Below are 24,135 nucleotides of genomic sequence, written 5' to 3' on the forward strand. Positions count from 1 at the left end.
TGGCACGACTGTCCGGGCACCGCCGGACAGCGCAGCGACGGAGGGGGAGGGGCATCGGATGCCGCAGACCGAGGCACCGGCACGGCGCACCGAGACGGCCCCGCACACCCGGCCACGCTGGTGGACCGAGCTGCCGCTGATCCTGCTGGTCTACGGCTGCTACTCGGCGGGCCGGCTGCTGGCCCGCGGCGACGTCACCACGGCCGTCGACCACGGCCTGGCGATCCTGCGCGTCGAGAAGCTGCTGCGCCTCAACGCGGAGCACCCCCTCAACCGCCTGTTCACCCGTGAGCCGTGGCTGGGCATACCCGCCGACTTCTGGTACGCGTCACTGCACTACCTGGTCACCCCCGTGATCCTGGTGTGGCTGTTCAGAGCGCGCACCACTCACTACCGGGCGGCCCGCACCTGGCTGATGACGTCCACGTTCATAGGACTGATCGGCTTCACCCTGCTGCCCACCTGCCCGCCCCGCCTGCTCTCCCCGGACCACGGGTTCGTGGACACGATGGCCCAGTACAGCTCGTACGGCTGGTGGGGCGGTGAGGCCAGCGCGCCGCGGGGCATGGGTGGCATGACCAACCAGTACGCGGCCATGCCGAGCCTGCACGTGGGCTGGGCCCTGTGGTGCGGGGTGATGCTGTGGCGCCACGGCGGCACGCGCACGGCGAAGGCGGCGGGCGTCGCCTACCCGCTGCTGACCGCGCTGGTCGTGATGGGCACCGCCAACCACTACCTCCTGGACGCGGCCGCGGGCGTGGCCGTCATGGGGATCGGCATGCTGCTCGCGCCGTTCGTGATGCGGGGCGCGGACCGTGCCAAGGCACTCCTGACACCCGGCGCCACGGCCGTCCCAGAGGCCTCCGGTGCCGCGGGGTCCCCGATTGTCAGTGGTGGATGCCAGACTTCGGCGGGTGAGCGAATTCCACGGCAGCGCGAAGCACGGTTCGGTCCCGGAGCCGAACCGGGTGCCGTCCCCGAGGACGCGGGAGACGGCGCTCAAGCCTGGGGCCTTGCCGGCCCGAGCGACGTCGAGAGCTTGGGCAAGGCTCGCTGAGCTGCGCGGTCCCGGCGTACCGCCCCGGGCGCTCGACGCCCGTGCCCTGGCCGCGCTCGCCGCGAACCCCGGCTGCGGACGACGCGCGGTCCTGGACGGCGCCGGCGTGGACAAGGCGGCGCTCGCGGAGGCGCTGGGGGCGCCCGCCGCCTTCGGGCAGTCGCAGTTCGCCTTCATGCGGGGCAACGCGTTCGAGGCGCGGGTCAAGGCGGACGGCGGCGCCGAGCTGCTGAGGCTGGCGCACACCAGGCTGGACCCGGGCGCCGAACCACCGCAAGAGGGCCGGGTGCCCGACCTGAGCGCCGTCGGCCCCGAGGGGCGTACGGCGCGTACGGCGCTGGCGCTGCGCGAGGCCACGCAGGCGGGCACCTGGACGCTCCTCGACCACCCGATGCTCGCCCTGGAGGTGGCCGGCTCGCCCGTCCATCTGGAGCCGGACGCGGTGGTGGTGCACCCGGACGGGAGCTGGACGGTGGTGGAGATCAAGTCCTTCCCGATGCTGGACGGCTCCGCCGACCCGGCCAAGGTGGGGGCGGCCGCCCGCCAGTCGGCGGTGTACGTGCTGGCGCTGGAGGACGTCGCCGCGCGCCTCGACCCCGCCCCGCGCGTGCGGCACCGGGTGCTCCTGGTGTGCCCCAAGGACTTCTCCAACCTGCCGACCGCGTCCGCCGTCGACGTCCGCAAGCAGCGCGCGGTGACCGCCCGCCAGCTGACCCGGCTGGCCCGTGTCGAGGACATCGCGGACGCCCTGCCCGAGGGCGTGTGCTTCTCCCCCGAGCTGTCCCCGGAAGAGCTGACGACCGCGGTGGAGGCGGTCCCGGCGACGTACGCGCCCGAGTGCCTGGCCGCGTGCGAGCTGGCCTTCCACTGCCGTACGCGGTCCCGCGAGCGGGGCGCGGTGACGGCGCTGGGCCGCTCGGTCCGCGCCGACCTGGGCGGCCTCTCGACGGTCGAGGACGTGCTGGCGGCCGCCCACGGCGAGGCGGGCGACCCGGACGACCCGGCGGTGGCGGCGCTGCGCCGGGCCGCCGCGCTGCGGGCCGAGGCCCTGGAGGCGGCCGGGCGGGAGGCGGTGTGTCGCTGATCGCCACCCTGGGCCGTCTGGAGGCCGTGCGGTCCGGGCGGGCCCAGCCCGCCGCGACCGTCCGGCACCGGCACCTGTCGGAGCGGCCGCTGGTGTTCGTGCCGCTCACCACCGCCGGTGAGGCGGGCGCCCCGCTCGGCGCGCTGGTCGGCACGGACCGTGCCGCGCCGCGGCTGCTGGCCGTGCCGCAGCCACGCGACCGCGACCTGCGGTTCGCGTTCCTGGCCGAACTGGCCGGCATCGTCCTGCCGTACATCGACTCCTTCGCCGACGTGGTCGAGGGCGCAGAGCGCAACGAGACCGACCCGGAGAGCGGCAAGCGGGTCAAGGTCGAGGTGGAGCTGTGCGCGGACGCGCCCCAGCTGATCCTGCCGAGCCGCGCGGGCATCGACTTCGTACGGCTCCTCGGACGCTCGATGCGCTTCCGCCGCACCGCCGAGCAGGACCCGGAGACCCCGCATCCGGCGCCGCCGCGGGTGCCGTTGCTCGGGCGGTGGCTGACCCACTTCGGGGAGCGGGCGCGGGTGCCCGGTTCCTCGCTGCTGCCGGCGATGACCGACCTGCTGGCCCAGCACTGGACGACCGGCCAGTCCAGCCTGGAGGACCAGCACCTGGGGGCGCTGCTGGCGTGGATCGCCCCGCCGGACGGCGCGTCGGGTGCCGAGGCCGCGCTGCGTGCCGAGCTCGCCCGCGCCTCCGACGGCCAGTTGGAGTGCCCGCCCGCGGGCCCCGCCACCGATCCGGCCTTCGACAACAAGCTGCTGGCGCCCGCGATCGAGCGCTACGACCGTGCCCGCACCGCGTTCGCCGCCGCCGAGGACGGCATGGAGGCCGACGCGCGGCTCGGCACCCTCGCCGAGGCCGAGCAGCACATCCGCGACCTGGTCGAGAAGTGCGCCCGCCCCACCTGGGACAACGTCTGGCGCGGCCTGGACCTGCTGCGGACACTGCCCGAGGGCGCGCACGTCGAGGAGCGCTGGACGCGCGACCGCTGGTCGTTCACCGGCCACCGCGACCGGGTGCTGGCCGGCGAACCGCCGCAGCCGCGTCGCGACGACGCGGTCACCGCGGCGAACAAGCTGGCCACGCGCGAGCGTGAGCAGGCCCGTCTGGAGGCGCAGGAGGCGCTGGACGACCCGCTGGTCATGGCGGGGCGGCGGCTGGCCGGGGAGGCGTTCGCGGGCGAGGTCACGGACGTCGTCATGGCCTACAGCGAGGGCAAGCGGCCCAGTCCGCGCCCGCTGGTCACCGTGCGCACCGACGACGGGCCGCATCTGGGCGAGCGGGCCAGGGTGTACCGCTCGCTGGACGGCAAGCCGCAGTCGGCGGAGTTCGTCGCCTGCGAGGAGGACACCGCCGAAGGGACGCTCGTCGTCCTGCGGATCCTGGACAGGATGGGCCGCGGCAAGGAGCCCGCGGCCGGTTCCGTGCCGGACAAGGGCGACCGCCTGTGCTTCACGCTGTTCGAGCACGAGCAGCGCGGCGGCGCGAAGCTGCCCGACCCGGAGCAGACCCCATGGACGCACGGCGGCCCGCCGGGCGAGGAGAGCACGCCGGAGGCCCCGGACCCGGTGACCGAGGAGGATCTTCTGTGACCGCCCCCGCCCAGGACCCCGCGGTCGGCCCCGCCGGCCTCCGGACGCCCTTCGACCCCGGGGCGGCGGCCGCCCGCGCGACGGACGCGATCCTCCGCGACACGCTGCACGGCACGGACCGCGGGGTCGTCGTCGACTCCCCGCCCGGCGCGGGGAAGTCGACCCTGGTCGTGCGCGCGGCGCTGGAGCTGGCCGCCGCCGGACGGCCGCTGATGGTGGTCGCGCAGACCAACGCCCAGGTCGACGACCTGGTGCTGCGGCTGGCGGAGAAGAACCCCGAACTGCCCGTGGGCCGGCTGCACAGCAGCGACACCGACCCGTACGACAAGGCACTCGACGGTCTGCCGAACGTACGGAAGTCGGCGAAGGCCGCCGACCTCACGGGACTCGACGTGGTCCTGTCGACCGCCGCGAAGTGGGCGCATGTGAAGGTCGACGAGCCGTGGCGGCACGCGATCGTCGACGAGGCGTACCAAATGCGCTCGGACGCCCTGCTCGCGGTGGCCGGGCTGTTCGAGCGGGCGCTGTTCGTGGGCGATCCGGGTCAGCTCGACCCGTTCGCGATCGTCGGCAGCGAGCAGTGGGCGGGCCTGTCCTACGACCCGTCGGCGTCCGCGGTGACGACGCTGCTGGCCCACAATCCGCGGCTGCCCCAGCACCGGCTGCCCGTGTCCTGGCGGCTTCCGGCGTCGGCGGCGCCGCTGGTCTCCGACGCGTTCTACCCGTACACGCCGTTCCGCAGCGGCACGTCGGCCGGGGACCGGCGGCTGACGTTCGCGGTCCCCTCGGACGGCTCCGGTCCCGACCGGGTGCTCGACGAGGCCGCCGAGTCCGGCTGGGGCCTGCTGGAGCTGCCCGCGCGGCACACTCCGCGCACCGATCCGGAGGCGGTGCGGGCGGTGGCGGCGGTCGTACGGCGGCTGCTGGAGCGGGGCGGGGCGGCCGTCTCGGAGCGGTCGCCAGACCCTGCGCCGCTGACCGCGGACCGGATCGCCGTCGGCACGGCGCACCGCGACCAGGCAGCCGCCGTGCGGGCGGCGCTGGCGGAACTGGGCGTGACGGATGTCATCGTGGACACGGCGAACCGCCTCCAGGGCCGTGAGTTCGACGTGACCGTCGTCCTGCACCCGTTGTCCGGGCGCCCGGACGCCACCGCCTTCCACCTGGAGACCGGCCGCCTGTGCGTCCTCGCCTCCCGCCACCGGCACGCCTGCGTCGTGGTCTGCCGCGCGGGTGTGACCGACCTCCTGGACGACCACCCGTCCACGGAACCGGTCCAACTGGGAGTGACGGTGAAGTTCCCGGACGGCTGGGAAGCGAACCACGCGGTACTGGCCCACCTGCGAGAACACCGGGTGCCCTGGCGGCCCTGACCGGCACCCGGCCTCCCGCCGGACGGAGTCCGGCACGCCGCCGGAGGCGGCCGTCGAACACAGCCCGGACGGCTGGGAAGCGAACCACGCGGTACTGGCCCACCTGCGAGAACACCGGGTGCCCTGGCGACCCTGACCGGCACCCGGCCTCCCGCCGGACGGAGTCCGCCACGCCGCCGGAGGCGGCCGTCGAACACAGCCCCGACGGCTGGGAGGCGAACCACGCCGTGATGGCCCACCTGCGAGAACACCGGGTGCCCTGGCGGCCCTGACCGGCACCCGGCCTCCCGCCGGACGGAGTCCGCCACGCCGCCGGAGGCGGCCGTCGAACACAGCCCCGACGGCTGGGAAGCGAACCACGCGGTCCTGGCCCACCTGCGAGAACACCGGGTGCCCTGGCGGCCCTGACCGGCGCCCCCGGCGCCGGATCCCAGGTGGTCCTGAGAAGTTGTGAGTGGGGTGGGGTCGGGGCCTTGCGTTCGCGGGACACAATGGAGGGTGGCCCTTTCGCAGGGCGGTGTCATCCGGACCCTTCCGAACCGTACGAGGAGGTCGAGACATGGCGGAGCCAACGCCGCGTCGTGACGAACAGCGGCTACGCCCCGCGCCCCTGCTCTTCGAGCCCGCCGAGGCGGCCGCCGACCCCGAGCACTTCTTCGACCTGGAGTCGATCGACGATCCGCGGGCGCTGCTCTCGCGGGCGACGGAGCTGACGGTCGCGTTCCGCGCGGCGGCGGACCGGGCGGTGGAGTTCCAGGCGATCGCGGCGGCGCAACTCGCCGACCCGCGGCGGTTCGACCGGCTGACCGCGGCGGCCATCGCCGAGCGGGCCGACTGGACCGAGGACTACGCCAAGAAGATGGTGGAGTTCGGCCGGGACCTGCTGAGCGGAGCCGAGGGCGGCGTGCACGCCAACCCGGCCGACCCGGTCTGACCCCACACGCCTCCCGCGCCCCGCGTGCGCCGTCCCCCGACGCTGGCATATGCCGGGCGGGCAAGATACCCCCACCCACCGTTCCATGTCCCGATTTCCCGCAACCCTGGGGAATCGCCCACTCACAGCGGGTAGATATATCCGCCATGAGCCGCACAGGGAACCATCCCTTCGCCGACCACCTCGACCAACGGGCAGGCCACCGCTCCGACGCCTCGGGCGTCACCGCGGACGGCGCCGCCTGGCTGGCCTCGGCGGGCGCGTATCCCCGCAGCACGCTCGCCCTCTGGCAGGAGCGGCCGGACGCCCCGCTCGTACTGGCCTGCGGCACCGTCTTCGACGTGGTGAACGTGCCCGCGATCTTCGGCCGCCGGATGCTGGACCGACTGTGGGACGAGGGCCCGGGGTCGGGTCCGGTGGCCGTCCACCGGGGACGGATGCTGCTCTTCGCCGCGGCCGGCACCGCACACCGGCTGCCCTCGCTGCTGGAGTGGGAGGAGTGGGGCTGCCGCGGCCGGGACGACGGCCGCAAGGAGGGCATCCCGCCCCTGCTGTGCCACGGCAACGGCGACGCGGTGACCCTCCCGGCCCTGTCCGGCGAGGCTCTGCCCATGCGGCCCGCCTCCCGCTGGCTCGTCGCCCCGGACACCCGCCACCCCTGGCTGCCGGGCCCGGAGATCATGCTCTGGGCGGCCGTGCGGGCAGCCCGCGCGGCGGTGCGGATATCGATTTTTCCTCCCAGCGACCAGGATGCTAAGGTCTACGACGTCAGCAGGCGCCGCTAGCTCAGTTGGTTAGAGCAGCTGACTCTTAATCAGCGGGTCCGGGGTTCGAGTCCCTGGCGGCGCACGACGACGATGGCGAGACAAGGTCGCGAAGAGCGATCCGGTCTCGCCATCGCTGTATGTACGCGACATGCGCGCGACAGGCGTCACGCCGTGGTGATCTTGACGGTGTACGCGCCGGACGCCGTGCGGTTCTCCACCTCCACCCGGACCCCGTCGCCCGGCACGGTGAAGCTCTCCCCCACGTCGATCGGGGCGTCGGCGAGCGCGGGCTGGACCGAGGACTCCTCGCAGGCCCCGGTGCGCGGATGGGCGTCGATCACCTCGATCGGGCCGCCACCGGACTCCGCCCCGCTGCGCACCCGGTACACCAGCACCCCCTGCCGGCACCCGGTCACGTCGTTGCCGATCGACGCCCGCGCCTCGATGGCCAGCACGCTGTCGCTCCCGGTGCGCACCACCACCAGCTTCGTTCCGCCGCCGAGCCCGAACAGCGGCGGCCCGGCGGCGGCCGTCACCGACGGACCCTCCTCCGGCGGGCTCGCTCCCGCCGGGCCCGCCTCCACTGGCTCCAGGGTCACCCGGGTCGGCCCGCCTCCCCGCACACAGGTCACCTGACGGGGGTTCAGCCAGCCGAGCTTCCACTTGTGCCAGGCGAAGAGATCGGGCGACAGGCCGAACTGGCTGCCCATCAGGTCCCAGTCCCCGACATAGGTGTCCCAGTCGCCCTTGCCGTCCGCGGGCCGGTGGTACAGGTCGGGCAGGTCGAAGACGTGCCCGGTCTCGTGGGCGAGCACCAGCCGGTCCGGCGGGTGCCGTTCGAAGACGGTCACCACCCGCCGGATCTCCTTGCCGTCGGCCACCAGCGGGGTGTCCAGGTTGACGACCTTCGTCGCGTCCGAGTCGACGCCGGGCGCGTCCGGGTCGGCGACGAAGTAGACGACGTCGTAGCGCGAGAAGTCGACCTGGGGGTCGGCCGCGGCGAGCGCGTCCCGCAGATACGCGGTGCGGTCCCGGGCGTTCCAGTCGCGGTGCACGGCGTACGCGGTGGACGGGCGCGGCATCCGGATCCAGCGCCGCAGCGGGTGGGGGCGCAGGGTGAACCTGCCGTACGACGCCTGTTCGAAGTACCGGCTGGTGGCCGGGAAGTGGTCGGCGGCGAGTTCGGCCGGGGTGGTCCGCGGGGTGGAGTCCGGGAAGGACAGGAACACGAGAACGGCGTTCAGCGTCCGGGTCGGCCGTACGTAGGCGGGGTTCCAGGTGTCCAGCCCCTCCGAGTGGTGGGCGTCCGTGCGTCGCAGGGCGCAGGGCGCGGGGGAGAACGGTTCGGCGACCGAAGGGCCGCCCAGGATCGAGGTGGCGGCGACCGCCGACATGGTGGTGAACACGGCCGCGGTACTGCGCAGCCTGGGATGTACCCCGGCCAGGTTCAGCGCGTTACGGACGTCATGGCCGAGTGCCTTCAGGGGCGGCTGACACGGCACGGGGACCTCCGGGGGCGGTTCACGGGACACCGACCCCAGCCTGTGGGAGTTTGGAGAAGTACGCCCTGTTTGTCTGCACCGGAAGGGTGAGGGAGGCGAGTTCACGGCAGGACGGCCCGACAGAGGTCCGGGAAAAGAACACCTCCGGACCGCTCACGGAACGTCACAGATGGTCAGCCGTACAAAGAACTCGTCCATGTGTGGTCGAAAACAATGTCGGTGAGTGGCCGGTCGTCGCGCGGGACAGGCGAGTGGCTGGAAGGGGTTCGCCGACGGCATCTATGATCGACACACTTTTCCTGCACTTTCCTGCGCGGACACGGGCCGGGACGCCGTCCACCAGCCGGCGGACCACCCGACGAGACCGAAAAGAAGACCGAGTGCACTGCGGGAGCGAGCGGTGAGCGGAACGTCCGAAGGGCCGACGCCCGCGGCAGACCTCATCCGACCTACTGTCACGGAGAGTGATGCCGCGAGGCCTCCGGGTACGGACCCGGTCGCGGCGGTCGCCGCCGAGCGGGCCGTGGCCCCCACCGCGCCCGCGCCCTCCGGAACCGGTCCCGCCGGGTTCCTGCCCGCCCACGGCCTCACCCGGATGGCGGAACCGGCCCCGGCGGCCCCCCGATTCACCGTCCTGGCCGAATCCGCACCGGCCGTCGTCGACCTGCTCGGGTCCGCACCGCCGCCGGCCGGCACCGTCCCGGAACCGGAATCAGTCCCGGATTCCCACCCGGACGCCGACGCCGTCTCGGAGCCCGGCCCGGACGCCGGGGCCGAGCGTCCCTTTCGGTCCGCCTTCTCCGCGGCGCCGTTGGCGATGGCCGTCGTCGACCCCGAGGGCCTGGTCGTCAGTGCCAACGAGACCCTCGGCGCGCTCCTCGGCACCGCCCCCGACGAGCTGACCGGCCGGCCCGCCGCCGAGCTGGTGGACCTCGCCTCCGACGCGCGCACCCGCCACGCCTACGCGGAGGTGCTGCGCGGCCGGCAGGCCCGGCTGCGCTGCGCCCGCCGGCTCAAGCACCCGGACGGCCACCGGCTGTGGGTCCAGGTGACGGTCGCGCCGCTGACCCCCGGCTCCCCCGGCGTGCTGCTGTCCGTGGCGGACATCAGCGCCCGGCGCGAACTCCAGGCCCGGCTGCGGCACTTGAAGAACCACGACCCGGTGACCCGGCTGCCCAACCGCACCCTGTTCTTCGAGCGCCTGTCGGCCGCGCTGGAGACGGAGTCGTACGAGGGGGGCGGGAGCGGCCGGATCGGCCTGTGCTCCCTGGATCTCGATGGCTTCAAGGCGGTCAACGACACCCTCGGCCACCGCGTCGGCGACCGGCTGCTCGCCGCCGTGGCCGAACGGCTGACCCGGTGCGCGGACGCGGCAGGGCACGGCCGGACCAGCACGCCGCTGGTGGCCAGGCTCGGCGGCGACGAGTTCGCGCTGCTCGTCGAGGACTCGACCGGCACCGAGCAGCTCGCGGAGCTGGCGGAATCGGTGCTCTCGGCCCTCCAGGAGCCCTTCGAGGTCGCCGGCCGGCGCCTGTCGGTGTCGGCGTCCATCGGCGTGGTCGAGCGGCGCGCGGCCGGTTCGTCGGCCACCGCGCTGATGCAGGCCGCCGACACGACGCTGTACTGGGCGAAGGCCGACGGCAAGGCCCGCTGGACCCTGTTCGACCCCGAGCGCAACGCGCACCGCATGACCCGCCAGGCCCTGGTCTCCACCCTGCGCGCGGCCGTGGAGCGCGGCGAGTTCGCCCTGGAGTACCAGCCGCTGGTCGGCATGGAGGACGGGCGGCTGCGCGGGGTCGAGGCCCTCGTCCGCTGGCGGCACCCGGAGTTCGGCACGCTGACGCCGAATCGGTTCATCGCCCTGGCGGAGGAGGACGGCTCGATCGTCCCGCTGGGCCGCTGGATCCTGGGCACCGCCTGCCACCAGGCCCGCCGATGGCAGCTCGACCACCCGGACGAGCCGCCGATCTTCGTCAGCGTCAACGTGGCCGTCCGCCAGGTGTGGGACTCCGACCTGGTCGCGGACGTGGCCGAGGTGCTGGCCGAGACCGGTCTCGCGCCGCACCTGCTCCAACTGGAGCTGACCGAGTCGGCCGTGATGGGCTCGGCCGGCCGGCCGCTCGAGGCGCTGCGCTCGCTGAACGACATGGGCGTCCACATCGCCATCGACGACTTCGGCACCGGGTACTCCAACCTCGCCTACCTCAGCCGACTGCCGGTGTCGGCGCTGAAGCTGGACGGCTCCTTCGTACGCGGATTCCAGCACGAGGAGCCGGAGGGCGCCGCGAGACGGCCGAACCCCGCGGACGAGGTCATCGTGGAGGCGATGATCCAGCTCGCGCACCGGCTGGGGCTGACCGTCACCGCCGAGTGCGTGGAGACGTCCGACCAGGCGAGCAGGCTGCGCCGGATCGGCTGCGACACCGGGCAGGGGTGGCTGTACTCCCGGCCGGTGTCGCCGGACCGCATCTCCGAGCTGCTGGGCGGCCGCGCCTGCGGACGCGGTTGAGCCCGCTCAGTCGCCGGGCTGGGTACTGACGTCGGCCGGCAGTCCGTAGGCGTCCGCGATGAGTTCGTAGCTGCGCAGGCGTACGGCGCCGCTGTGCGCGTTGCTCGTGATCATCAACTCGTCGGCTCCGGTGCGCTTTTGCAGGTCGTCGAGACCGGAGCGAACCTCGTCGGGGGTGCCGTGGACCACGTTGGCGTTCCAGGAGTCGACGAACTCCCGCTCCATCGGGCTGAACTCGTACGCCTCCGCCTCCTCGGGGGTGGGCACGAGACCGGGGCGGCCGGTGCGCAGCCGGACCATGTTCAGGGCGGCGGCCAGCACCTGGCGACGCGCCTCGCGCTCGTCCTCGGTGGCGAGGGCCGCGACACCGATGAGGGCGTACGGGGCGTCCAGCACCGCGCTCGGGCGGAACGAGTCGCGGTAGAGGTCGAGGGCGGGGACGGTGTTCTGCGCGGAGAAGTGGTGGGCGAAGGCGAACGGCAGGCCGAGTGTGCCGGCCAGGCGGGCGCTGAAGCCGGAGGAGCCGAGCAGCCAGACCGGCGGGCGGTGCGGGGACTGCACGCCACCCGGGGAGGTCGCCTGGACCGGGCCGGGGACGGCGTGGATGCGGCGGTAGGGGTGGCCGTCGGGGAAGTCGTCGTCGAGGAAGCGGATCAGCTCGGCGAGCTGCTGGGGGAAGTCGTCGGCGCCCCGGTCGAGGTCGGTGCGGCGCAGGGCGGCGGCGGTGGCGCCGTCCGTGCCGGGGGCGCGGCCGAGGCCCAGGTCGACCCGGCCGGGGGCCATGGCCTCCAGGGTGCCGAACTGCTCCGCGATGACGAGCGGGGCGTGGTTGGGCAGCATGACGCCGCCGGAGCCGAGGCGGATGCGTTCGGTGTGGGCGGCGAGGTGGGCGAGGATCACGGCCGGGGAGGAGGAGGCGACGCCCGGCATCGAGTGGTGTTCGGCGACCCAGTAGCGGTGGTAGCCGCGGGACTCCGCTGTCTTCGACAGGGCGACGCTGGTGCGCAGCGCGTCGGTGGCGGTGTGGCCCGCGCCCACGGTCACCAGGTCCAGTACGGACAGGGGTACCGGGGCGGTCCCGTGTGTGGTGCCCTTGATCTCGTCTCCCGCCACGGGTGCCTCCAGCTGGTTGACCGTTCACTTTCCTGATCGGGGTCAACAGGGCACCGCTGCCGTTTGTTCCTTTCCCGCCCACCCGCCTGTCCCGGTTGCGTTCGGAGGAACCGCCACAAGGCTCCGCCCCGGGCCCCCGGCGGGGCTCGGGGCGGATGTGACGGCTGCCTCGGACCGTGTTCAGGCCGCGAGCGCGTGACCCGGGTGGAGGACCACCTTGGTGTAGCCCTCGATCCGCTTGTCGAACTTCTGGTACGCCTGGGGCGCGTCGGCCAGCGGCAGCTCGTGGGAGACCACGAAGCTGGGCTTGGCGCGCCCGGCGATGATCAGATCGCGCAGCTGCCGGTTGTACTGCTTGACGTTGCACTGGCCGGTGCCCATCTGCTGGCCCTTCTCGAACATCTTGCCGATGGAGACCAGCAGCTGGCCGTGCTTGGCGTGCTCGTCGGGCCCGCCCGGGTCGGAGGGCACGTACAGACCCGGTACGCCGAGCATGCCGGTGGGCCGCACCGTCATGACGAGCGTGTTCAGGACGACGGCGGGCTCCTCGTGGCTGACGTCCTTGTGCGACTGGGCCTGGTAGCCGACGGCGTCCACACCCTTGTCGGTGCCCTCGCCGTTGGTCATCTCCTTGATCTGCTCGGCAGGGTCGCCCCTGGTGAAGTCGATGGGGATGGCCCCGATCTCCTCCGCCTTGGCGAGCCGCTCGGGCACCCGGTCGACCGAGAACACCTTCGACGCGCCGCGCAGCAGCGCCGAGTAGGCGGCCATGAGGCCCACCGGTCCTGCGCCGAAGACGGCGACGGACTCGCCGGGCTTCACCTGGGCGAGTTCGCAGCCGTGGTAGCCGGTCGGGAAGATGTCCGCGAGCAGGACGAAGTCCGTCTCGAACTCTTCGCCCGGCGGCAGCTTCAGGCAGTTGAAGTCGGCGAACGGCACCCTCAGCCGCTCGGCCTGGCCGCCGGTGTAGGGGCCCATCGCCACGTATCCGTAGGCGCCTCCGGCGAAGCCGGGGTTCACCGTGAGGCAGAACCCGGTCTTCCCGGCGAGACAGTTCTTGCAGAACCCGCAGGCCACGTTGAACGGCATCACGACCCGGTCGCCCCGGGACAGCGACGTCACGCCGTCCCCGGTCTCCTCGACGATGCCGAGGTTCTCGTGGCCGAAGACGATGCCGGACTGGGCGGCCGTGCGGCCCTCGTACATGTGCAGGTCGGACCCGCAGATCGCGGTGGACGTGACCCGTACGATCACATCGTTCGGGTGCTGGATCTGGGGGTCGTCGACATCCCTCACCGTGACGTTGAAGGGCTTTTCGTAGACGACGGCTTTCACCTGGGTCACCTCCGCGTCGAACGCTGGACGACGGCGGCGACCACGGGCCGTTGCCGGGGGACACCAACCAGGGGGATGACACAGGAAGGCGGGGGCGCTCGGTCGTCCCGGGCCCCGGGCGTTCTCGCTGCACCGCCGGACACTTCCAGGGTCCGCCCGCGTGAGCGCGACCGCAACCGCGCCGGTGTCACGCCTGGACGATCGGCTCCCGTGTGAACAGCGCACCCAGAGCGGGGGCGTTGACGCGGCGGTCGGTGAGCCGCAGCGCCTCCCAGACGGACACCTGGTTCGCCGTGAGGACGGGCTTGCCGAGCTGCTTCTCCAGGGCGGGCAGGTGGGACACCGTGTGCAGGGCGGTGTCGGGCAGCAGGACCGCGTCCGCCTCGGGGACGTCCGCCTCGCGCGCCAGGGCCAGGATCTCCGCCTCGCCCCAGGCGCCCGCCTCGGCGGCGGTGACGATCCCGGCGCTGCGGGCGGCGGCCACCTCCACCTTCCCCGCGTGCAGGAAGTCCGTGAACAGGCGGGTGACGTCCTCGGGGTAGGTCGCCGCGACCGCGACCCGGCGGGCGCCGACCTCGGCCGCCGCGTGCACGAAGGCGAACGAGGTCGAGGAGGCCGGCGTGCCCGCCGCCCGTGCCAGCTCGCGGACCTGCTCGTGCGCGCCCTCCCAGCCGCGTACGAAGCTGCCGCTGGTGCACGCCCACACCACCGCCTCCGCGCCGGACAGCCGCAGCCCCTCCACGCCCCGGGCGAGCCGCTCGGGCGCGCCCATCTCGTACAGCGCGTCCACCCGGTGGACGTCCTCGCCGATGTCGGTGTGGACCAGGTCCACCCGGATGTCGCTGCCCAGGAGCTGCTCGATGCGCGGATAGTCGTCCTCTGCGGAGTGGCCCGGGTAGAGGAATCCGAGTGCGGTCATGGCCTGCCTTCCTGCGGTTCGTCGGACAGTGCGGGCCAGGCGCCGCCGTCCTCGTGCCGCGGCCTGGGCGGCGCGGGAGGCACACCGGACGGCAGCGCCTGGTACGGCCCCACGGGTCGGGTACCCAGCCGGCGCAGGGCAGCCCACATCGTGACCTGGTTGGCCGAGATCACCGGTATGCGCAGTTCGGCCTCCATCTGCGGGATCACGTCGTAGGTCGGCAGGTTCGTGCAGGACAGGAACAGCGCCTGCGGCTGGTCGCCGCGGGCGGCGCGACGGGCCATGTCGGCCACGCCGCGGTACGGCACCTTCCAGATGTGCCGGGTCAGCCCCATGCAGGCGCACCCGGTGACGGTGACGCCGGCCTCGGCCAGGTAGTCCTGGAGGGAGCGCGTCAAGGACACCGTGTACGGGGTCACCAGTGCCACCCGCCGGGTGCCGAGCTCCGTGAGCGCCTCCAGGAGGGCCCCGGAGGTGGTGACCGCGGCCACCGCGCCCGCCCGTGTCATCGCCGCGCGCATGGCGCGCTCGCCGGCGATGCCGCCGACGAAGCTGCCCGAGGCGCAGGCGTAGGCGACGACCTCGGGCGTGACAGCGGTCAGGGTGCGCACCGCGGCGGCGAGCGTCCGGTGCTCGCTGACCAGCCGGGCCAGGTCCAGGCTCACCTCGACCGGCACGAACGGCGTCCGGGTCAGGTGCAGCGAGACCTCGTCCGGCACCCACCGCCACAGCTCGCGGTCCAGCGCGAAGTCGAAGGGGGCGACGACCCCGACTCCGCGCTGCGGGCAGGGTCCGCCGAGGAAGGAGATCCCCGTGCCGTTCATGTCGTTCGTGGCGTCCATGGCAGACACCTGCCTCACGTGCGGGAGACGGAGGGGCGCCGCCGACGGCCGGTGAACGACACGGTGGGACGGCGGAGAGCAACCGTCCGTACGGGCGCCCGTGTTGACGATGGTGGATTCGGGTGCGAGCGTGGTCAATCCGTGCACGTCAGACGGCCGCCCCTTTCGAGAAACGGCTCGCCATGAGTGTCCCCGTCCTGCTCGTCCTGGATGCCGATCCGCCGCCGCGTCTGGGCCGGCTCACCGGCCGCGCCCGGATCGTGCGCACGGACGCGGCCGGGCTGGCCGCGCGGCTGCCCGAAGCGGACGTGCTGCTCGTGTGGGACTTCGCCTCCACCGCGGTGCGGGACGCCTGGCCGGGCGAGGGGCCGCGGCCGCGCTGGGTGCACACGGCGAGCGCGGGTGTGGACCATCTGATGTGTCCGGAACTCGCGGCGTCCCCCGCGGTGGTGACCAACGCCCGGGGCGTGTTCGACGAGCCGATCGCCGAGTACGTCGCCGCGCTGGTCCTCGCCCTGGCCAAGGACCTGCCGCGGACCCTGGACCTCCAGCGCGAGGGGCGGTGGCGGCACCGCGAGTCGCAGCGGGTGGCCGGTACGCGCGCGTGTGTCGTGGGCTCCGGGCCGATCGGCCGGGCGATCGCGCGCACGCTGGGCGCGCTGGGGGTGCGGGCGGCGGTCGTCGGCCGTGCCGCGCGCGCCGGTGTGCACGGCCCGGAGGACCTGGACCGGCTCGTCGCCCGCGCCGACTGGGTGGTCGCGGCGGCTCCGCTGACCGAGGAGACCCGCGGCATGTTCGACGCCCGCCGGTTCGGGCTCATGCAGCCCTCAGCGCGCTTCGTCAACGTCGGCCGGGGACAGCTCGTCGACGAGGAGGCGCTCGTCCGGGCGCTCACGGACCGCTGGATCGCGGGCGCCGCCCTGGACGTCTTCCAGGACGAACCCCTCACCCCCGACAGCCCGTTGTGGCGGGTGCCGGGCCTGGTCGTGTCCCCGCACATGAGCGGTGACACGGTCGGCTGGCGGGACGAACTGTCGGCCCAGTTCGTCGAGTTGTACGGCCGCTGGGAGGCGGGCGAGCCGCTGCCGAACATCGTCGACAAGCAGCGCGGGTACGTACCGGGACACTGACCCCTGTCTGGAGGCGCGATGACCGAGCTCACCGAGCTGACCGCGGGAGAACTGCTCGACGGCTACCGCAAGGGCGAGTTCAGCCCCGTGGAGGCCACCCGGGCGGCCCTGGAACGGGCCGAGCGGATCCAGCCGGAGGTGAACGCGTTCGTCCGGATCACCGCCGAGGACGCCCTGGCACGGGCCCGGGAGTCGGCGGACCGGTGGCGGCGCGGAAGCCCGTCGGGGCTGCTGGACGGGGTGCCGGTCACCGTCAAGGACATCCTGCTGCTGCGCGGCCACCCCACCCTGCGCGGCTCCAGGACCGTGCAGGAGGAGGGCCGTTGGGACGAGGACGCCCCCTCGGTGGCCCGGCTGCGCGAGCACGGCGCGGTCTTCCTCGGCAAGACCACGACCCCCGAGTTCGGCTGGAAGGGCGTCACCGACTCACCGCTGACCGGCGTCACCCGCAACCCGTACGACCCGTCGCGCACCGCGGGCGGTTCCAGCGGTGGCAGCGCGGCGGCCGTGGCGCTCGGCGCGGGCCCGCTGTCGCTGGGCACGGACGGCGGCGGCAGTGTGCGCATCCCGGCCGCGATGTGCGGGATCTTCGGGATGAAGCCGACGTACGGGCGGGTCCCGCTGTATCCGCCCAGCGCCTTCGGCACGCTGTCCCACGTGGGTCCGATGACCCGGGACGCGGCGGACGCGGCGCTGCTGCTCGACGTGATCGGGGTGCCCGACGCGCGGGACTGGTCGGCGCTCGGACCGGCCGCCGGCTCGTTCACTCAGGCGCTGGCCGGCGGGGTGCGGGGGCTGCGGGTCGCCTACTCGCCGTCCCTGGGCGGACAGGTGCCGGTGCGTCCGGCGGTCGCCACGGCGGTGCGCCGGGCGGTGGCGGAGCTGGCGGACCTCGGCGCGTACGTCATCGAGAGCGACCCGGACTTCGCGGAGCCGGTGGAGGCCTTCCACACCCTGTGGTTCAGCGGCGCGGCCCGTGTCGTCCAGCATCTGGGGCCCCAGCGGCGACAGTTGCTCGACCCGGGGCTGCGGGAGATCTGCGCGGCCGGCGCCCGGCTGTCGGCGCTCGACTACCTGGCGGCCGTGGACGTGCGCATGGAACTCGGCCGCACCATGGGCCACTTCCACCAGAGCTACGACCTGCTGGTCACGCCGACGCTGCCCATCACGGCGTTCGAGGCGGGCGCGGAGGTCCCGAAGGGTTCGGGGCACCGGCGCTGGACCGGGTGGACGCCGTTCACGTACCCGTTCAACATGACCCAGCAGCCGGCGGCGTCCGTGCCCGTGGGCAGCGACGAGGACGGGCTGCCGGTCGGTCTCCAGATCGTGGCCGCGCGGCACCGCGACGAGTTGGTGCTGCGGGCGGCCCACGCGCTGTACGAGGCGGGGGTGGCGACCCGGCTCACGCCCGCCGGAAGGTGAGGGTCTCCCCCGCGGCGCCGGAGCGCCACAGGTCGTTGCAGGCCCGGGCCATGGCGTCCAGGCCCTCGGTGACCTGGCCCCAGACGATGCCGGGCACCCAGCCGACGTCGCCGTTGAGCAGGAGGTTGTTGCGCTCGTAGAACAGGGCGAGGTCCACGACCGTCGGCCCGGCGCCGGGTACGCGGTCGTAGCCGTAGGCCTGCGTGCCCAGTTCGGCGCCGGCGAACGAGAAGTAGCAGAGGTCGCCCGGGATCGGAGTGACCGTCGGATTCTCCAGCGGTGGCTCCGCCCGGGCGAACGGCTCGAAGAGCGCGTAGATCTCGTTGCGCGCGTACTTCGCGTGGAAGACGTCCCCGCTCAGCGGGAGCGCGTCCCAGACCGCGGCGCAGGTGCGCGGCGCCCGGTCGTCCAGCAGTCGTGCCGTGCAGCGGATTCCGCGCCGGTCCAGCGCGACTTCGACGTGGCGTTCCGCCATGGCGCCTCCTCACGGTCGCTGAGGGCCCGTCTGCCCGAAGGCACGGGAGTTCACACCCGCCCCGCGCCTCCGCGTCCGCCTCCGCGCCCGGACACGGAACGGTGTCTCCCCGGACACCGTTGGATCACATCCCCAAGTCCACCCGCATAGACCACTCAGAGCGGGCAGGCGCCACCACTGTCCGCGAAGGGCCCGAGCCGGCGAGGCCCTCTTGGAGGGTGAGTATCCATGTCCGAGTTCCCCAACCTGTCCCGCCGGGGCTTTCTGACCAGGACGGCGGCCGTGGGCGGCATGCTCACCGTCCCCGGGCTGCTGACCGCCTGCAGCAGGACGGACAGCGGCGACGGCAAGGGCTCGAAGCTGGAACAACTGAGGAAACAGGGCTATGTGAAGGTGGCCTACGCCAACGAGTCCCCGTACGGATTCGAGGAGGGCGGGCAGCTCAAGGGCGAGGCGCCGACGCTGCACAGAGAGATCTTCAAGGCGCTGGGAGTGGACGAGCTGAAGCCGGCCTTCTCCGAGTGGGACGGTCTGATCCCCGGACTCCAGGCCGGCAAGTACGACGTGATCAGCGCGGGCATGGCCATCATCCCGGAGCGCTGCCGGAAGGCACTGTTCTCCGAGCCGGAGTTCGTCTCGCCCACCGCGATGATGGTGAAGAAGGGCAACCCGAAGAACCTGACCGACCTCGCCTCCGCCAAGGCGGCCGGGGCGACCCTCGGCGTGATGTCGGGCGCGGTGGAGAAGGGGTACGTCACCGCCGCCGGGATCTCCGAGAGCGGCATACGGACGCTGCAGAAGCCGCAGGACGGCGCGGACGCGGTCGCGCAGGGCAGGATCGACGCCTTCGTGCTGACGGGCATCTCGCTGCGCTGGCTGGCCAGGACCAACCCGAAGGTCGAGGTCACCGAGTCGTTCGTGCCGGTGGTGAACGGCGTGAAGCAGTACAGCCCGGGCGGCGCCGTCTTCCGCAAGGGCAGCGAGGAACTCCGGGACGCCTTCGACGAGCAGCTGAAGAAGATCACCTCGGATCCGGACCGGTACGTGCGGCTCGTCGGGGAGTACGGGTTCGGCAAGGACACGATCCCGCCGGCGGACCTGAAGACCGCCGACCTGTGCAAGGGCTGACGGGGTCGCCTGCCCATGGCTGACTTCTACTCGTACTTCTTCGACCACATGTCCGCCGTGTGGTCGGGTCTCCTGGTGACGGTCGAGGCCACGGTCCTCGGATCGGTCGTCGCGCTCGCCCTGTCCTTCGTCTTCGGCTTCGCGGCCGGCAGCAGGCTTCCGCTCGCCCGGGGCGTGTCGCGGGTGGTCGTGGAGTTCCTCCGCGGCACCTCGCTGTACGTCCAGCTCTTCTGGCTCTACTACGCCTTCCCGCTGCTGGCCGGGTACGAGCTGTCGCCGCTGTTCTGCGGTGTGGTGGCGTTGGGCATGAACTACGGCGCCTACGGCTCCGAGGTGGTGCGCGGCGCGCTGAACGCCGTGCCCAAGGCGCAGTGGGAGGCCGCCGTCGCGCTGAACATGACGCCCCTGCAGCGCATGCGCCGGGTGATCCTGCCGCAGGCGTGGGTGCAGATGATCCCCTCGTTCACGAACCTGCTGATCCAGTTGCTGAAGTGCACTCCGCTGCTGTGGCTGATCTCCGCGGCCGACCTGACGACGGTGGTCCAGCAGATGCGTGACCGCACCGGCGCGACCACCTGGGCCTATCTGACCCTGCTGGTGATCTACTTCGTCCTCGCCTACGCGCTGACCCTGCTGATGAACGCCCTGGAGCGACACGCCAAGTCGCGGCTCGGCCTGCGCACGGACCGCCGCTCGCTGCTGCGCCGCCGCGGCGCCGGGCCGGCGCGCGAGCCCGAGACGGCGGGAGGCCCCTCGTGAGCTACGAATGGGACTGGGACGCGGTCCGCGACTCGCTGCCGCTGCTGTGGCACGGCTTTCTCACCACGCTGCTGGCCACGGTCCTCGGCACCGCGGTGGCAGCCGTGCTCGGCCTGCTCGTGGCCGTGGCCGGGCGGGTGCCGACCCGGCTGGTCACCGTGCCGGTGCGGGCGGTCACCGAGTTCGTCCGGTCCACCCCGCTGCTGGTGCAGCTGGTCGGCGCCTACGCGGTCTTCAACACGGTTGATCCGCTGACCATCGGCGTCGCGGTGCTCGGCATCCACTACGCCTCCTACCTGTCGGAGGTGTACCGGGCGGGCATCGACGCCGTGCCGAAGGGCCAGTGGGAGGCCTGCCGGGCGCTGTCCATGTCGCCGCGCCGCACCTGGCAGGCGGTGATCCTGCCGCAGGCGGTGCGCAAGGTGCTGCCGGCGCTGGGCAACTACGGCATCTCGATGTTCAAGGAGACCCCGTTCCTGGCCGTCATCACGGTCCAGGAGATGGTCGCCAAGGCCCGGGAGTACGGCGCGGACCACTTCACCTACGCCGAGACGTTCACGCTCGCGGGCCTGTTCTTCCTGGCGGCAAGCTATCCGACCTCGCTTCTGATGAGAAAGCTGGAGAAGCGCCTTGGCCACTGACCCTTTGCAGAAGACGCCGCCGCAGGCGCCCGAGAACGTGACGCCGGACGCGCCGCCCGCGGATCTGGTCCGCTTCGACCAGGTGGTCAAGCGCTTCGGCGACCACGTCGTCCTCGACCGGCTGGACTTCGCCGTCCAGCGCGGTGAGCACGTGACGCTGATCGGGCCGAGCGGCTCGGGCAAGACGACCATCCTGCGGTTGCTGATGACGCTGGAGCGCGTCAGCGACGGCGTGATCCACGTGGACGGCGAGCCGCTGTCCCACATGCCCGGCCCGGACGGGACCCTGCGGCCGGCGGACGAGAGGCATCTGCGCCGGATCCGCAGGAAGATCGGGATGGTCTTCCAGCAGTTCAACCTGTTCCCGAACATGAAGGTGCTCCAGAACATCACGGAGGCGCCCGTCAACGTGCTCGGGATCGGCCGCGAGGAGGCGGAGGAGCGGGCCCGGGAACTCCTCGACCTCGTCGGACTCGCGGACAAGACCGACGCCCATCCCTCGCAGCTGTCCGGCGGCCAGCAGCAGCGGGTGGCGATCGCCCGGGCGCTCGCCATGCGGCCGGAGATCCTGCTTCTGGACGAGGTGACCTCGGCCCTGGACCCGGAGCTGGTGGCCGGTGTGCTCGACCTGCTGAGGGAGATCGCGCACACCACCGACATCACATTGCTGTGCGTGACCCACGAGATGAACTTCGCCCGGGACATCTCCGACCAGGTGCTGATGTTCGACTCGGGCCGGGTGATCGAGTCCGGGCCGCCCCAGAAACTCTTCGGCGACCCCGACCACGAGCGGACCCGGGAGTTCCTGAGCGCTGTCCTGTAGGGGCCTCTCCGGGGGCGCCGGCGGTCTTCCGGGCCGCCGCGGCGCCCCCGGCCTCCGGGTGGTCGAAGCACCCCCGAGGACCAGGTAGTATTTTCTTCGTCGCCGGCCGCGGGAAGCGGACGGCGGGAGTCATGCGCCGCTAGCTCAGTTGGTTAGAGCAGCTGACTCTTAATCAGCGGGTCCGGGGTTCGAGTCCCTGGCGGCGCACGGATGAAGGGCCCCTCGTGATCACGAGGGGCCCTTTTCGCGCCTACGGCAGGAAGCCGTCCGCCGCCGAGAAGGACGCGTGGACGACGACCATGAAGATCACGCAGCCGGTGATGAACACGCCCAGGAAAGCCAGCAGGCAGCCCGACTCCGCCGCGAGCTTCCCGCGCGCCGGGGCATGGGCCGTCGCCCGCTCCGGCCACTCCGCCACGTAGTGCACGGTGACGATGTCGCCCTCGACGACCGTCGCGGACCCGTTGCTCTCCTCGAAGCGGACGCTGCGGCCGTCACGCGTGGTGAACTCGTAGACGTGGTGCAGCCTCGTGCTCGCCATGGTCTCCCCGCCGCCGCTGGTCGTGGTGTACGTCCGCAGACACCGCGCCTCGGCCGTGAGCCCGCTGCCCCAGGCGCCGCGCACCTCCCGGGCCCGGCGGAGGACCCTGGTCAGCATGAGGACCGCGGCGCCGATCATGAGCAGCGGCACGATGTAGAACAACGCTTCCATGACATCCCCCGAACTCCGGTGCCGCCGTGATCGGCCGGCGTGGGGGGAATCTACCCACGCCGGCCGGCCCGGCGGCTCAGGGAATGCTCAGATCCGCGCTCAGAACGTGACGTCGGAGCAGGCGTAGAACGCGTTGCCCGTGTCGGCGATCGTCCAGACCGCGAGGATGACGTGGTGGCCGCTCAGCCCGCTGGGCAGGTTGCCGCTGTGGCTGAGGGTGGACGGCGGGCGCTGTCCGTTGTAGGGCACCGTCAGGAACGGGGTGGTGTTCAGGTCGGCGCGGGTCAGGGCGTGGTTCTGGTTCCAGCCCTGCTTGGTCACGTAGTACTTGAAGTCCGTCGTGGCGTGCATGGCCGTGAACTGCCAGCGGAAGGTGTAGCTCTGGCCGCCGTTGACCTTGGTGGTCGGCCAGGCGCCGCCCGAGGGGGTCTTGGGGCTGTCGAGCTGGCTGAACCGGGTGTTGTTCCCGGAACAGAGCTGCCCGTCGGACGCCCCGGAGGCCGGGAAGCCCTTGGGGCCCTCGACGCTCTGCGGCTCCCACTGGATGTCGCCGCAGTTGGCGACGGTCCCGTTGTTGCAGAGCTTCTGCCGGCTGATGGGCAGGTCGGTGTAGCCGTGGCTGCTCGCGCCGCCGGTGGAGAGCACGAAGGCTCCGGCGGTCGCGATGCCGAGCACGGCTGCGGAGATCTTGGCCTTGGTGCGCATACTGCCGCTCCTGGAGACGTGGGGGAGGTTCAGTGAGCTTGCAGGTCTAGACCAAGTTCAGGCTATTGCCGTTACTTGAACATGTCCATACCAAAGGCGGGACCTCCCCCGCGCCCGTCACGACCCCGGTTCCCGGCCTCCCGCGCAGAACGCCACCGTCAAGTCCCGTACCAGCAGCTTGCGTTCGTAGTCGTCGAGATCGACAAGACCCCGCGTGGTCAGCCGGGTCACCGTGTCCTCCACCGAGTCCACCACCGAAGTGAGCATGGTCGCCCGGTGCCGCGCGTCCAGTGCGGCGACGCTGCGCCGGTGCATGGCGGCGGCGACCTCGGGCGCGTACTCGACCCGGACCGGCCGCACCGAGAACACCTCGAGACCGACCGGCGCCACCTCCCGCGCCACCAGCCGGGTCAGCGTGTCCGCGGGGGCCGCCCCGCCCCGCGCGGCGCCCGGCGGGTCCACCGGCACCCGGGCCAGCGCCGCCTCGACGCACTCGCGCAGATACGTCTCGTGGTCGTCGATCGCGAGCGTGGCCCGCGCGGTGTCCCGCACCCGCCACACCACCAGCACCACCACCCGCAGCGCGACCCCGCCCGGATCGGCGGCGGGCATCGGCTCGCTGCGCCAGTGCCGCAGCCTGACGTCGATCGGGCGGCGCGGCATCAGCGGATTGAGCCACAGCAGCCCGGTGCGCCGGACGGTCCCCCGGTAGCGGCCGAACAGGCCGAGCACCCAGGCCCGCCCGGTCCCGCCCCGGGCCAGTCCGCCGAAGCCGAACAGGGCGAGCGCTCCCGCCCCGGCGTACGCGGCCCACTGCGGTCCGCCGAGTCCGGCGCCCGCCGGCTCCGGCAGCCGCAGCGCCTGCGCCGCGACGTCCGGCAGCACCCCGGCCCACCACGAGGTGAGCACACAGCCCGCCGCCCCGCAGGCCCCGGCCAGCACCCCGGCCGCGCCGGGCAGCACGCGCGCCGGGTGCTCCGCCAGTTCGGGGTCCACCTCCGGCACCGGGCGGGCCGGCGCGGGCACCCGGCGCCCGCGCCCCAGCCGCGGCTGCTCGCCCGTGCCCTTCCTGCTGCCCACCACCGCGGGCCTGGGCGGCAGCGGGGCCGGACCGGGTTCGTCGCGGAACAGCAGATGGACGGGGATCTCGGTGGTCGACTCGTTCTGGATGAGCCGGGGGACACAGCGGCCCGCCCGGCCGTCCGGTGCCGTCATCGCCTCGCACCCGTCGGATTCGGGTGTGGGGGACGTGGTCGTACTCATACCTGCCTCCAGCCTCCGCGCCAGATGGTTCAGACGTTCGTACGGTG

The 24,135-nt window shown here is 72.9% G+C and carries 22 protein-coding genes and 2 tRNA genes; 15 read left to right on the forward strand and 9 right to left on the reverse strand.

Going from position 1 to position 24,135, the window contains the following annotated elements:
* Positions 1-58 precede the first annotated feature (58 nt).
* The 7 genes from OIE49_RS13720 (at position 59) to OIE49_RS13750 (ending at position 6,892) form a co-directional block, all read left to right on the forward strand.
* A complete protein-coding gene (locus OIE49_RS13720) occupies positions 59-1,057 on the forward strand; it encodes a phosphatase PAP2 family protein (protein WP_326802565.1) in 999 nt (332 codons plus the stop codon).
* Entirely contained in the window at positions 969-2,141 is a 1,173-nt protein-coding gene (locus tag OIE49_RS13725) for a hypothetical protein (RefSeq protein ID WP_401844805.1), read from the forward strand. The genes OIE49_RS13720 and OIE49_RS13725 overlap by 89 nt, the downstream gene beginning before the upstream one ends.
* Positions 2,132-3,736, forward strand: a complete 1,605-nt coding sequence (locus tag OIE49_RS13730) for a hypothetical protein (protein ID WP_326802567.1) — start codon at positions 2,132-2,134, stop codon at positions 3,734-3,736. Before OIE49_RS13725 ends, OIE49_RS13730 begins: the two co-directional genes overlap by 10 nt.
* Positions 3,733-5,109, forward strand: coding sequence for an AAA domain-containing protein (locus OIE49_RS13735; protein ID WP_326802568.1), 1,377 nt, complete (start codon positions 3,733-3,735; stop codon positions 5,107-5,109). Before OIE49_RS13730 ends, OIE49_RS13735 begins: the two co-directional genes overlap by 4 nt.
* Before the next feature lie 559 nt (positions 5,110-5,668).
* A complete protein-coding gene (locus OIE49_RS13740; RefSeq protein ID WP_326802569.1) occupies positions 5,669-6,043 on the forward strand; it encodes a hypothetical protein in 375 nt (124 codons plus the stop codon).
* A gap of 146 nt (positions 6,044-6,189) precedes the next feature.
* Positions 6,190-6,828 carry a bifunctional DNA primase/polymerase gene (locus OIE49_RS13745; RefSeq protein ID WP_326802570.1) on the forward strand — a complete coding sequence of 213 codons (639 nt, stop codon included), beginning with the start codon at positions 6,190-6,192 and terminating at the stop codon, positions 6,826-6,828.
* Positions 6,819-6,892 (forward strand) — tRNA-Lys (locus OIE49_RS13750). The genes OIE49_RS13745 and OIE49_RS13750 overlap by 10 nt, the downstream gene beginning before the upstream one ends.
* Before the next feature lie 82 nt (positions 6,893-6,974).
* Here the strand turns inward: OIE49_RS13750 and OIE49_RS13755 are convergent.
* Positions 6,975-8,312 carry a M6 family metalloprotease domain-containing protein gene (locus tag OIE49_RS13755; RefSeq protein WP_326802571.1) on the reverse strand — a complete coding sequence of 446 codons (1,338 nt, stop codon included), beginning with the start codon at positions 8,310-8,312 and terminating at the stop codon, positions 6,975-6,977.
* A gap of 400 nt (positions 8,313-8,712) precedes the next feature.
* Between OIE49_RS13755 and OIE49_RS13760 the strand changes: the two genes are divergently transcribed.
* A complete protein-coding gene (locus OIE49_RS13760) occupies positions 8,713-10,821 on the forward strand; it encodes a putative bifunctional diguanylate cyclase/phosphodiesterase (RefSeq protein ID WP_326802572.1) in 2,109 nt (702 codons plus the stop codon).
* Positions 10,822-10,827: 6 nt separating this feature from the next.
* Here the strand turns inward: OIE49_RS13760 and OIE49_RS13765 are convergent, their stop codons facing one another.
* The 4 genes from OIE49_RS13765 to OIE49_RS13780 all read right to left on the reverse strand — a co-directional run bounded on the left by OIE49_RS13765 (position 10,828) and on the right by OIE49_RS13780 (position 15,030).
* A complete protein-coding gene (locus OIE49_RS13765) occupies positions 10,828-11,934 on the reverse strand; it encodes an LLM class flavin-dependent oxidoreductase (RefSeq protein WP_326802573.1) in 1,107 nt (368 codons plus the stop codon).
* Positions 11,935-12,114: 180 nt separating this feature from the next.
* A complete protein-coding gene (locus OIE49_RS13770) occupies positions 12,115-13,269 on the reverse strand; it encodes a glutathione-independent formaldehyde dehydrogenase (RefSeq protein WP_326802574.1) in 1,155 nt (384 codons plus the stop codon).
* A gap of 187 nt (positions 13,270-13,456) precedes the next feature.
* Positions 13,457-14,188, reverse strand: coding sequence for a maleate cis-trans isomerase family protein (locus OIE49_RS13775; protein ID WP_326802575.1), 732 nt, complete (start codon positions 14,186-14,188; stop codon positions 13,457-13,459).
* A complete protein-coding gene (locus tag OIE49_RS13780; RefSeq protein ID WP_326802576.1) occupies positions 14,185-15,030 on the reverse strand; it encodes a maleate cis-trans isomerase family protein in 846 nt (281 codons plus the stop codon). Before OIE49_RS13780 ends, OIE49_RS13775 begins: the two co-directional genes overlap by 4 nt.
* Before the next feature lie 182 nt (positions 15,031-15,212).
* Here OIE49_RS13780 and OIE49_RS13785 point away from each other — a divergent pair, with 182 nt between their 5' ends.
* Together OIE49_RS13785 and OIE49_RS13790 are read left to right on the forward strand one after the other, a co-directional pair.
* Positions 15,213-16,160 carry a D-2-hydroxyacid dehydrogenase gene (locus OIE49_RS13785; protein ID WP_326802577.1) on the forward strand — a complete coding sequence of 316 codons (948 nt, stop codon included), beginning with the start codon at positions 15,213-15,215 and terminating at the stop codon, positions 16,158-16,160.
* Positions 16,161-16,178: 18 nt separating this feature from the next.
* Positions 16,179-17,582, forward strand: a complete 1,404-nt coding sequence (locus tag OIE49_RS13790) for an amidase (protein ID WP_326802578.1) — start codon at positions 16,179-16,181, stop codon at positions 17,580-17,582.
* On the opposite strand, the gene OIE49_RS13795 is transcribed toward OIE49_RS13790, so the two are convergent.
* Complete coding sequence (locus tag OIE49_RS13795) at positions 17,563-18,057, reverse strand: DUF3830 family protein (protein WP_326802579.1); 495 nt, start codon at positions 18,055-18,057, stop codon at positions 17,563-17,565. The genes OIE49_RS13790 and OIE49_RS13795 overlap by 20 nt on opposite strands.
* 228 nt (positions 18,058-18,285) lie before the next feature.
* On the opposite strand from OIE49_RS13795, the gene ehuB reads away from it, so the two are divergent.
* The 5 genes from ehuB to OIE49_RS13820 all read left to right on the forward strand — a co-directional run bounded on the left by ehuB (position 18,286) and on the right by OIE49_RS13820 (position 21,615).
* The gene (ehuB, locus tag OIE49_RS13800) at positions 18,286-19,185 is read left to right on the forward strand and encodes an ectoine/hydroxyectoine ABC transporter substrate-binding protein EhuB (protein ID WP_326802580.1); all 900 of its coding nucleotides are present in this window, start codon (positions 18,286-18,288) and stop codon (positions 19,183-19,185) included.
* A gap of 15 nt (positions 19,186-19,200) precedes the next feature.
* Positions 19,201-19,944 carry an ectoine/hydroxyectoine ABC transporter permease subunit EhuC gene (ehuC, locus tag OIE49_RS13805; protein WP_326802581.1) on the forward strand — a complete coding sequence of 248 codons (744 nt, stop codon included), beginning with the start codon at positions 19,201-19,203 and terminating at the stop codon, positions 19,942-19,944.
* Positions 19,941-20,585: an ectoine/hydroxyectoine ABC transporter permease subunit EhuD gene (gene ehuD / locus OIE49_RS13810; protein WP_326802582.1), complete on the forward strand. Its 645-nt coding sequence runs from the start codon at positions 19,941-19,943 to the stop codon at positions 20,583-20,585. Before ehuC ends, ehuD begins: the two co-directional genes overlap by 4 nt.
* Positions 20,575-21,408 (forward strand): ectoine/hydroxyectoine ABC transporter ATP-binding protein EhuA, encoded by an 834-nt coding sequence (ehuA, locus tag OIE49_RS13815; protein ID WP_401737835.1) that lies wholly within the window; start codon positions 20,575-20,577, stop codon positions 21,406-21,408. Before ehuD ends, ehuA begins: the two co-directional genes overlap by 11 nt.
* 133 nt (positions 21,409-21,541) lie before the next feature.
* A tRNA-Lys gene (locus OIE49_RS13820) sits at positions 21,542-21,615 on the forward strand.
* 43 nt (positions 21,616-21,658) lie between these two features.
* On the opposite strand, the gene OIE49_RS13825 is transcribed toward OIE49_RS13820, so the two are convergent.
* The 3 genes from OIE49_RS13825 to OIE49_RS13835 all read right to left on the reverse strand — a co-directional run bounded on the left by OIE49_RS13825 (position 21,659) and on the right by OIE49_RS13835 (position 24,088).
* Positions 21,659-22,120 (reverse strand): DUF3592 domain-containing protein, encoded by a 462-nt coding sequence (locus OIE49_RS13825; RefSeq protein WP_326802583.1) that lies wholly within the window; start codon positions 22,118-22,120, stop codon positions 21,659-21,661.
* Positions 22,121-22,219: 99 nt separating this feature from the next.
* Positions 22,220-22,825, reverse strand: a complete 606-nt coding sequence (locus OIE49_RS13830; RefSeq protein ID WP_100569240.1) for a lytic polysaccharide monooxygenase auxiliary activity family 9 protein — start codon at positions 22,823-22,825, stop codon at positions 22,220-22,222.
* A 117-nt stretch (positions 22,826-22,942) separates the two neighbouring features.
* The gene (locus OIE49_RS13835) at positions 22,943-24,088 is read right to left on the reverse strand and encodes an SPFH domain-containing protein (protein WP_326802584.1); all 1,146 of its coding nucleotides are present in this window, start codon (positions 24,086-24,088) and stop codon (positions 22,943-22,945) included.
* Positions 24,089-24,135: the final 47 nt, after the last annotated feature.

The organism is Streptomyces sp. NBC_01788, assembly GCF_035917575.1.
In the GTDB taxonomy this organism is placed as follows: domain Bacteria; phylum Actinomycetota; class Actinomycetes; order Streptomycetales; family Streptomycetaceae; genus Streptomyces.

What these genes read in the sequence shown, in the direction of transcription:
- OIE49_RS13720 (WP_326802565.1), top strand. Translation starts at nt 59, where the DNA reads ATGCCGCAGACCGAGGCACCGGCACGGCGCACCGAGACGGCCCCGCAC.
- OIE49_RS13740 (WP_326802569.1), top strand. Translation starts at nt 5,669, where the DNA reads ATGGCGGAGCCAACGCCGCGTCGTGACGAACAGCGGCTACGCCCCGCG.
- OIE49_RS13745 (WP_326802570.1), top strand. Translation starts at nt 6,190, where the DNA reads ATGAGCCGCACAGGGAACCATCCCTTCGCCGACCACCTCGACCAACGG.
- OIE49_RS13775 (WP_326802575.1), bottom strand. Translation starts at nt 14,188, where the DNA reads ATGACCGCACTCGGATTCCTCTACCCGGGCCACTCCGCAGAGGACGAC.
- OIE49_RS13780 (WP_326802576.1), bottom strand. Translation starts at nt 15,030, where the DNA reads ATGGACGCCACGAACGACATGAACGGCACGGGGATCTCCTTCCTCGGC.
- OIE49_RS13785 (WP_326802577.1), top strand. Translation starts at nt 15,213, where the DNA reads ATGAGTGTCCCCGTCCTGCTCGTCCTGGATGCCGATCCGCCGCCGCGT.
- OIE49_RS13790 (WP_326802578.1), top strand. Translation starts at nt 16,179, where the DNA reads ATGACCGAGCTCACCGAGCTGACCGCGGGAGAACTGCTCGACGGCTAC.
- OIE49_RS13795 (WP_326802579.1), bottom strand. Translation starts at nt 18,057, where the DNA reads ATGGCGGAACGCCACGTCGAAGTCGCGCTGGACCGGCGCGGAATCCGC.
- ehuB (WP_326802580.1), top strand. Translation starts at nt 18,286, where the DNA reads ATGTCCGAGTTCCCCAACCTGTCCCGCCGGGGCTTTCTGACCAGGACG.
- ehuC (WP_326802581.1), top strand. Translation starts at nt 19,201, where the DNA reads ATGGCTGACTTCTACTCGTACTTCTTCGACCACATGTCCGCCGTGTGG.
- OIE49_RS13825 (WP_326802583.1), bottom strand. Translation starts at nt 22,120, where the DNA reads ATGGAAGCGTTGTTCTACATCGTGCCGCTGCTCATGATCGGCGCCGCG.
- OIE49_RS13830 (WP_100569240.1), bottom strand. Translation starts at nt 22,825, where the DNA reads ATGCGCACCAAGGCCAAGATCTCCGCAGCCGTGCTCGGCATCGCGACC.
- OIE49_RS13835 (WP_326802584.1), bottom strand. Translation starts at nt 24,088, where the DNA reads ATGAGTACGACCACGTCCCCCACACCCGAATCCGACGGGTGCGAGGCG.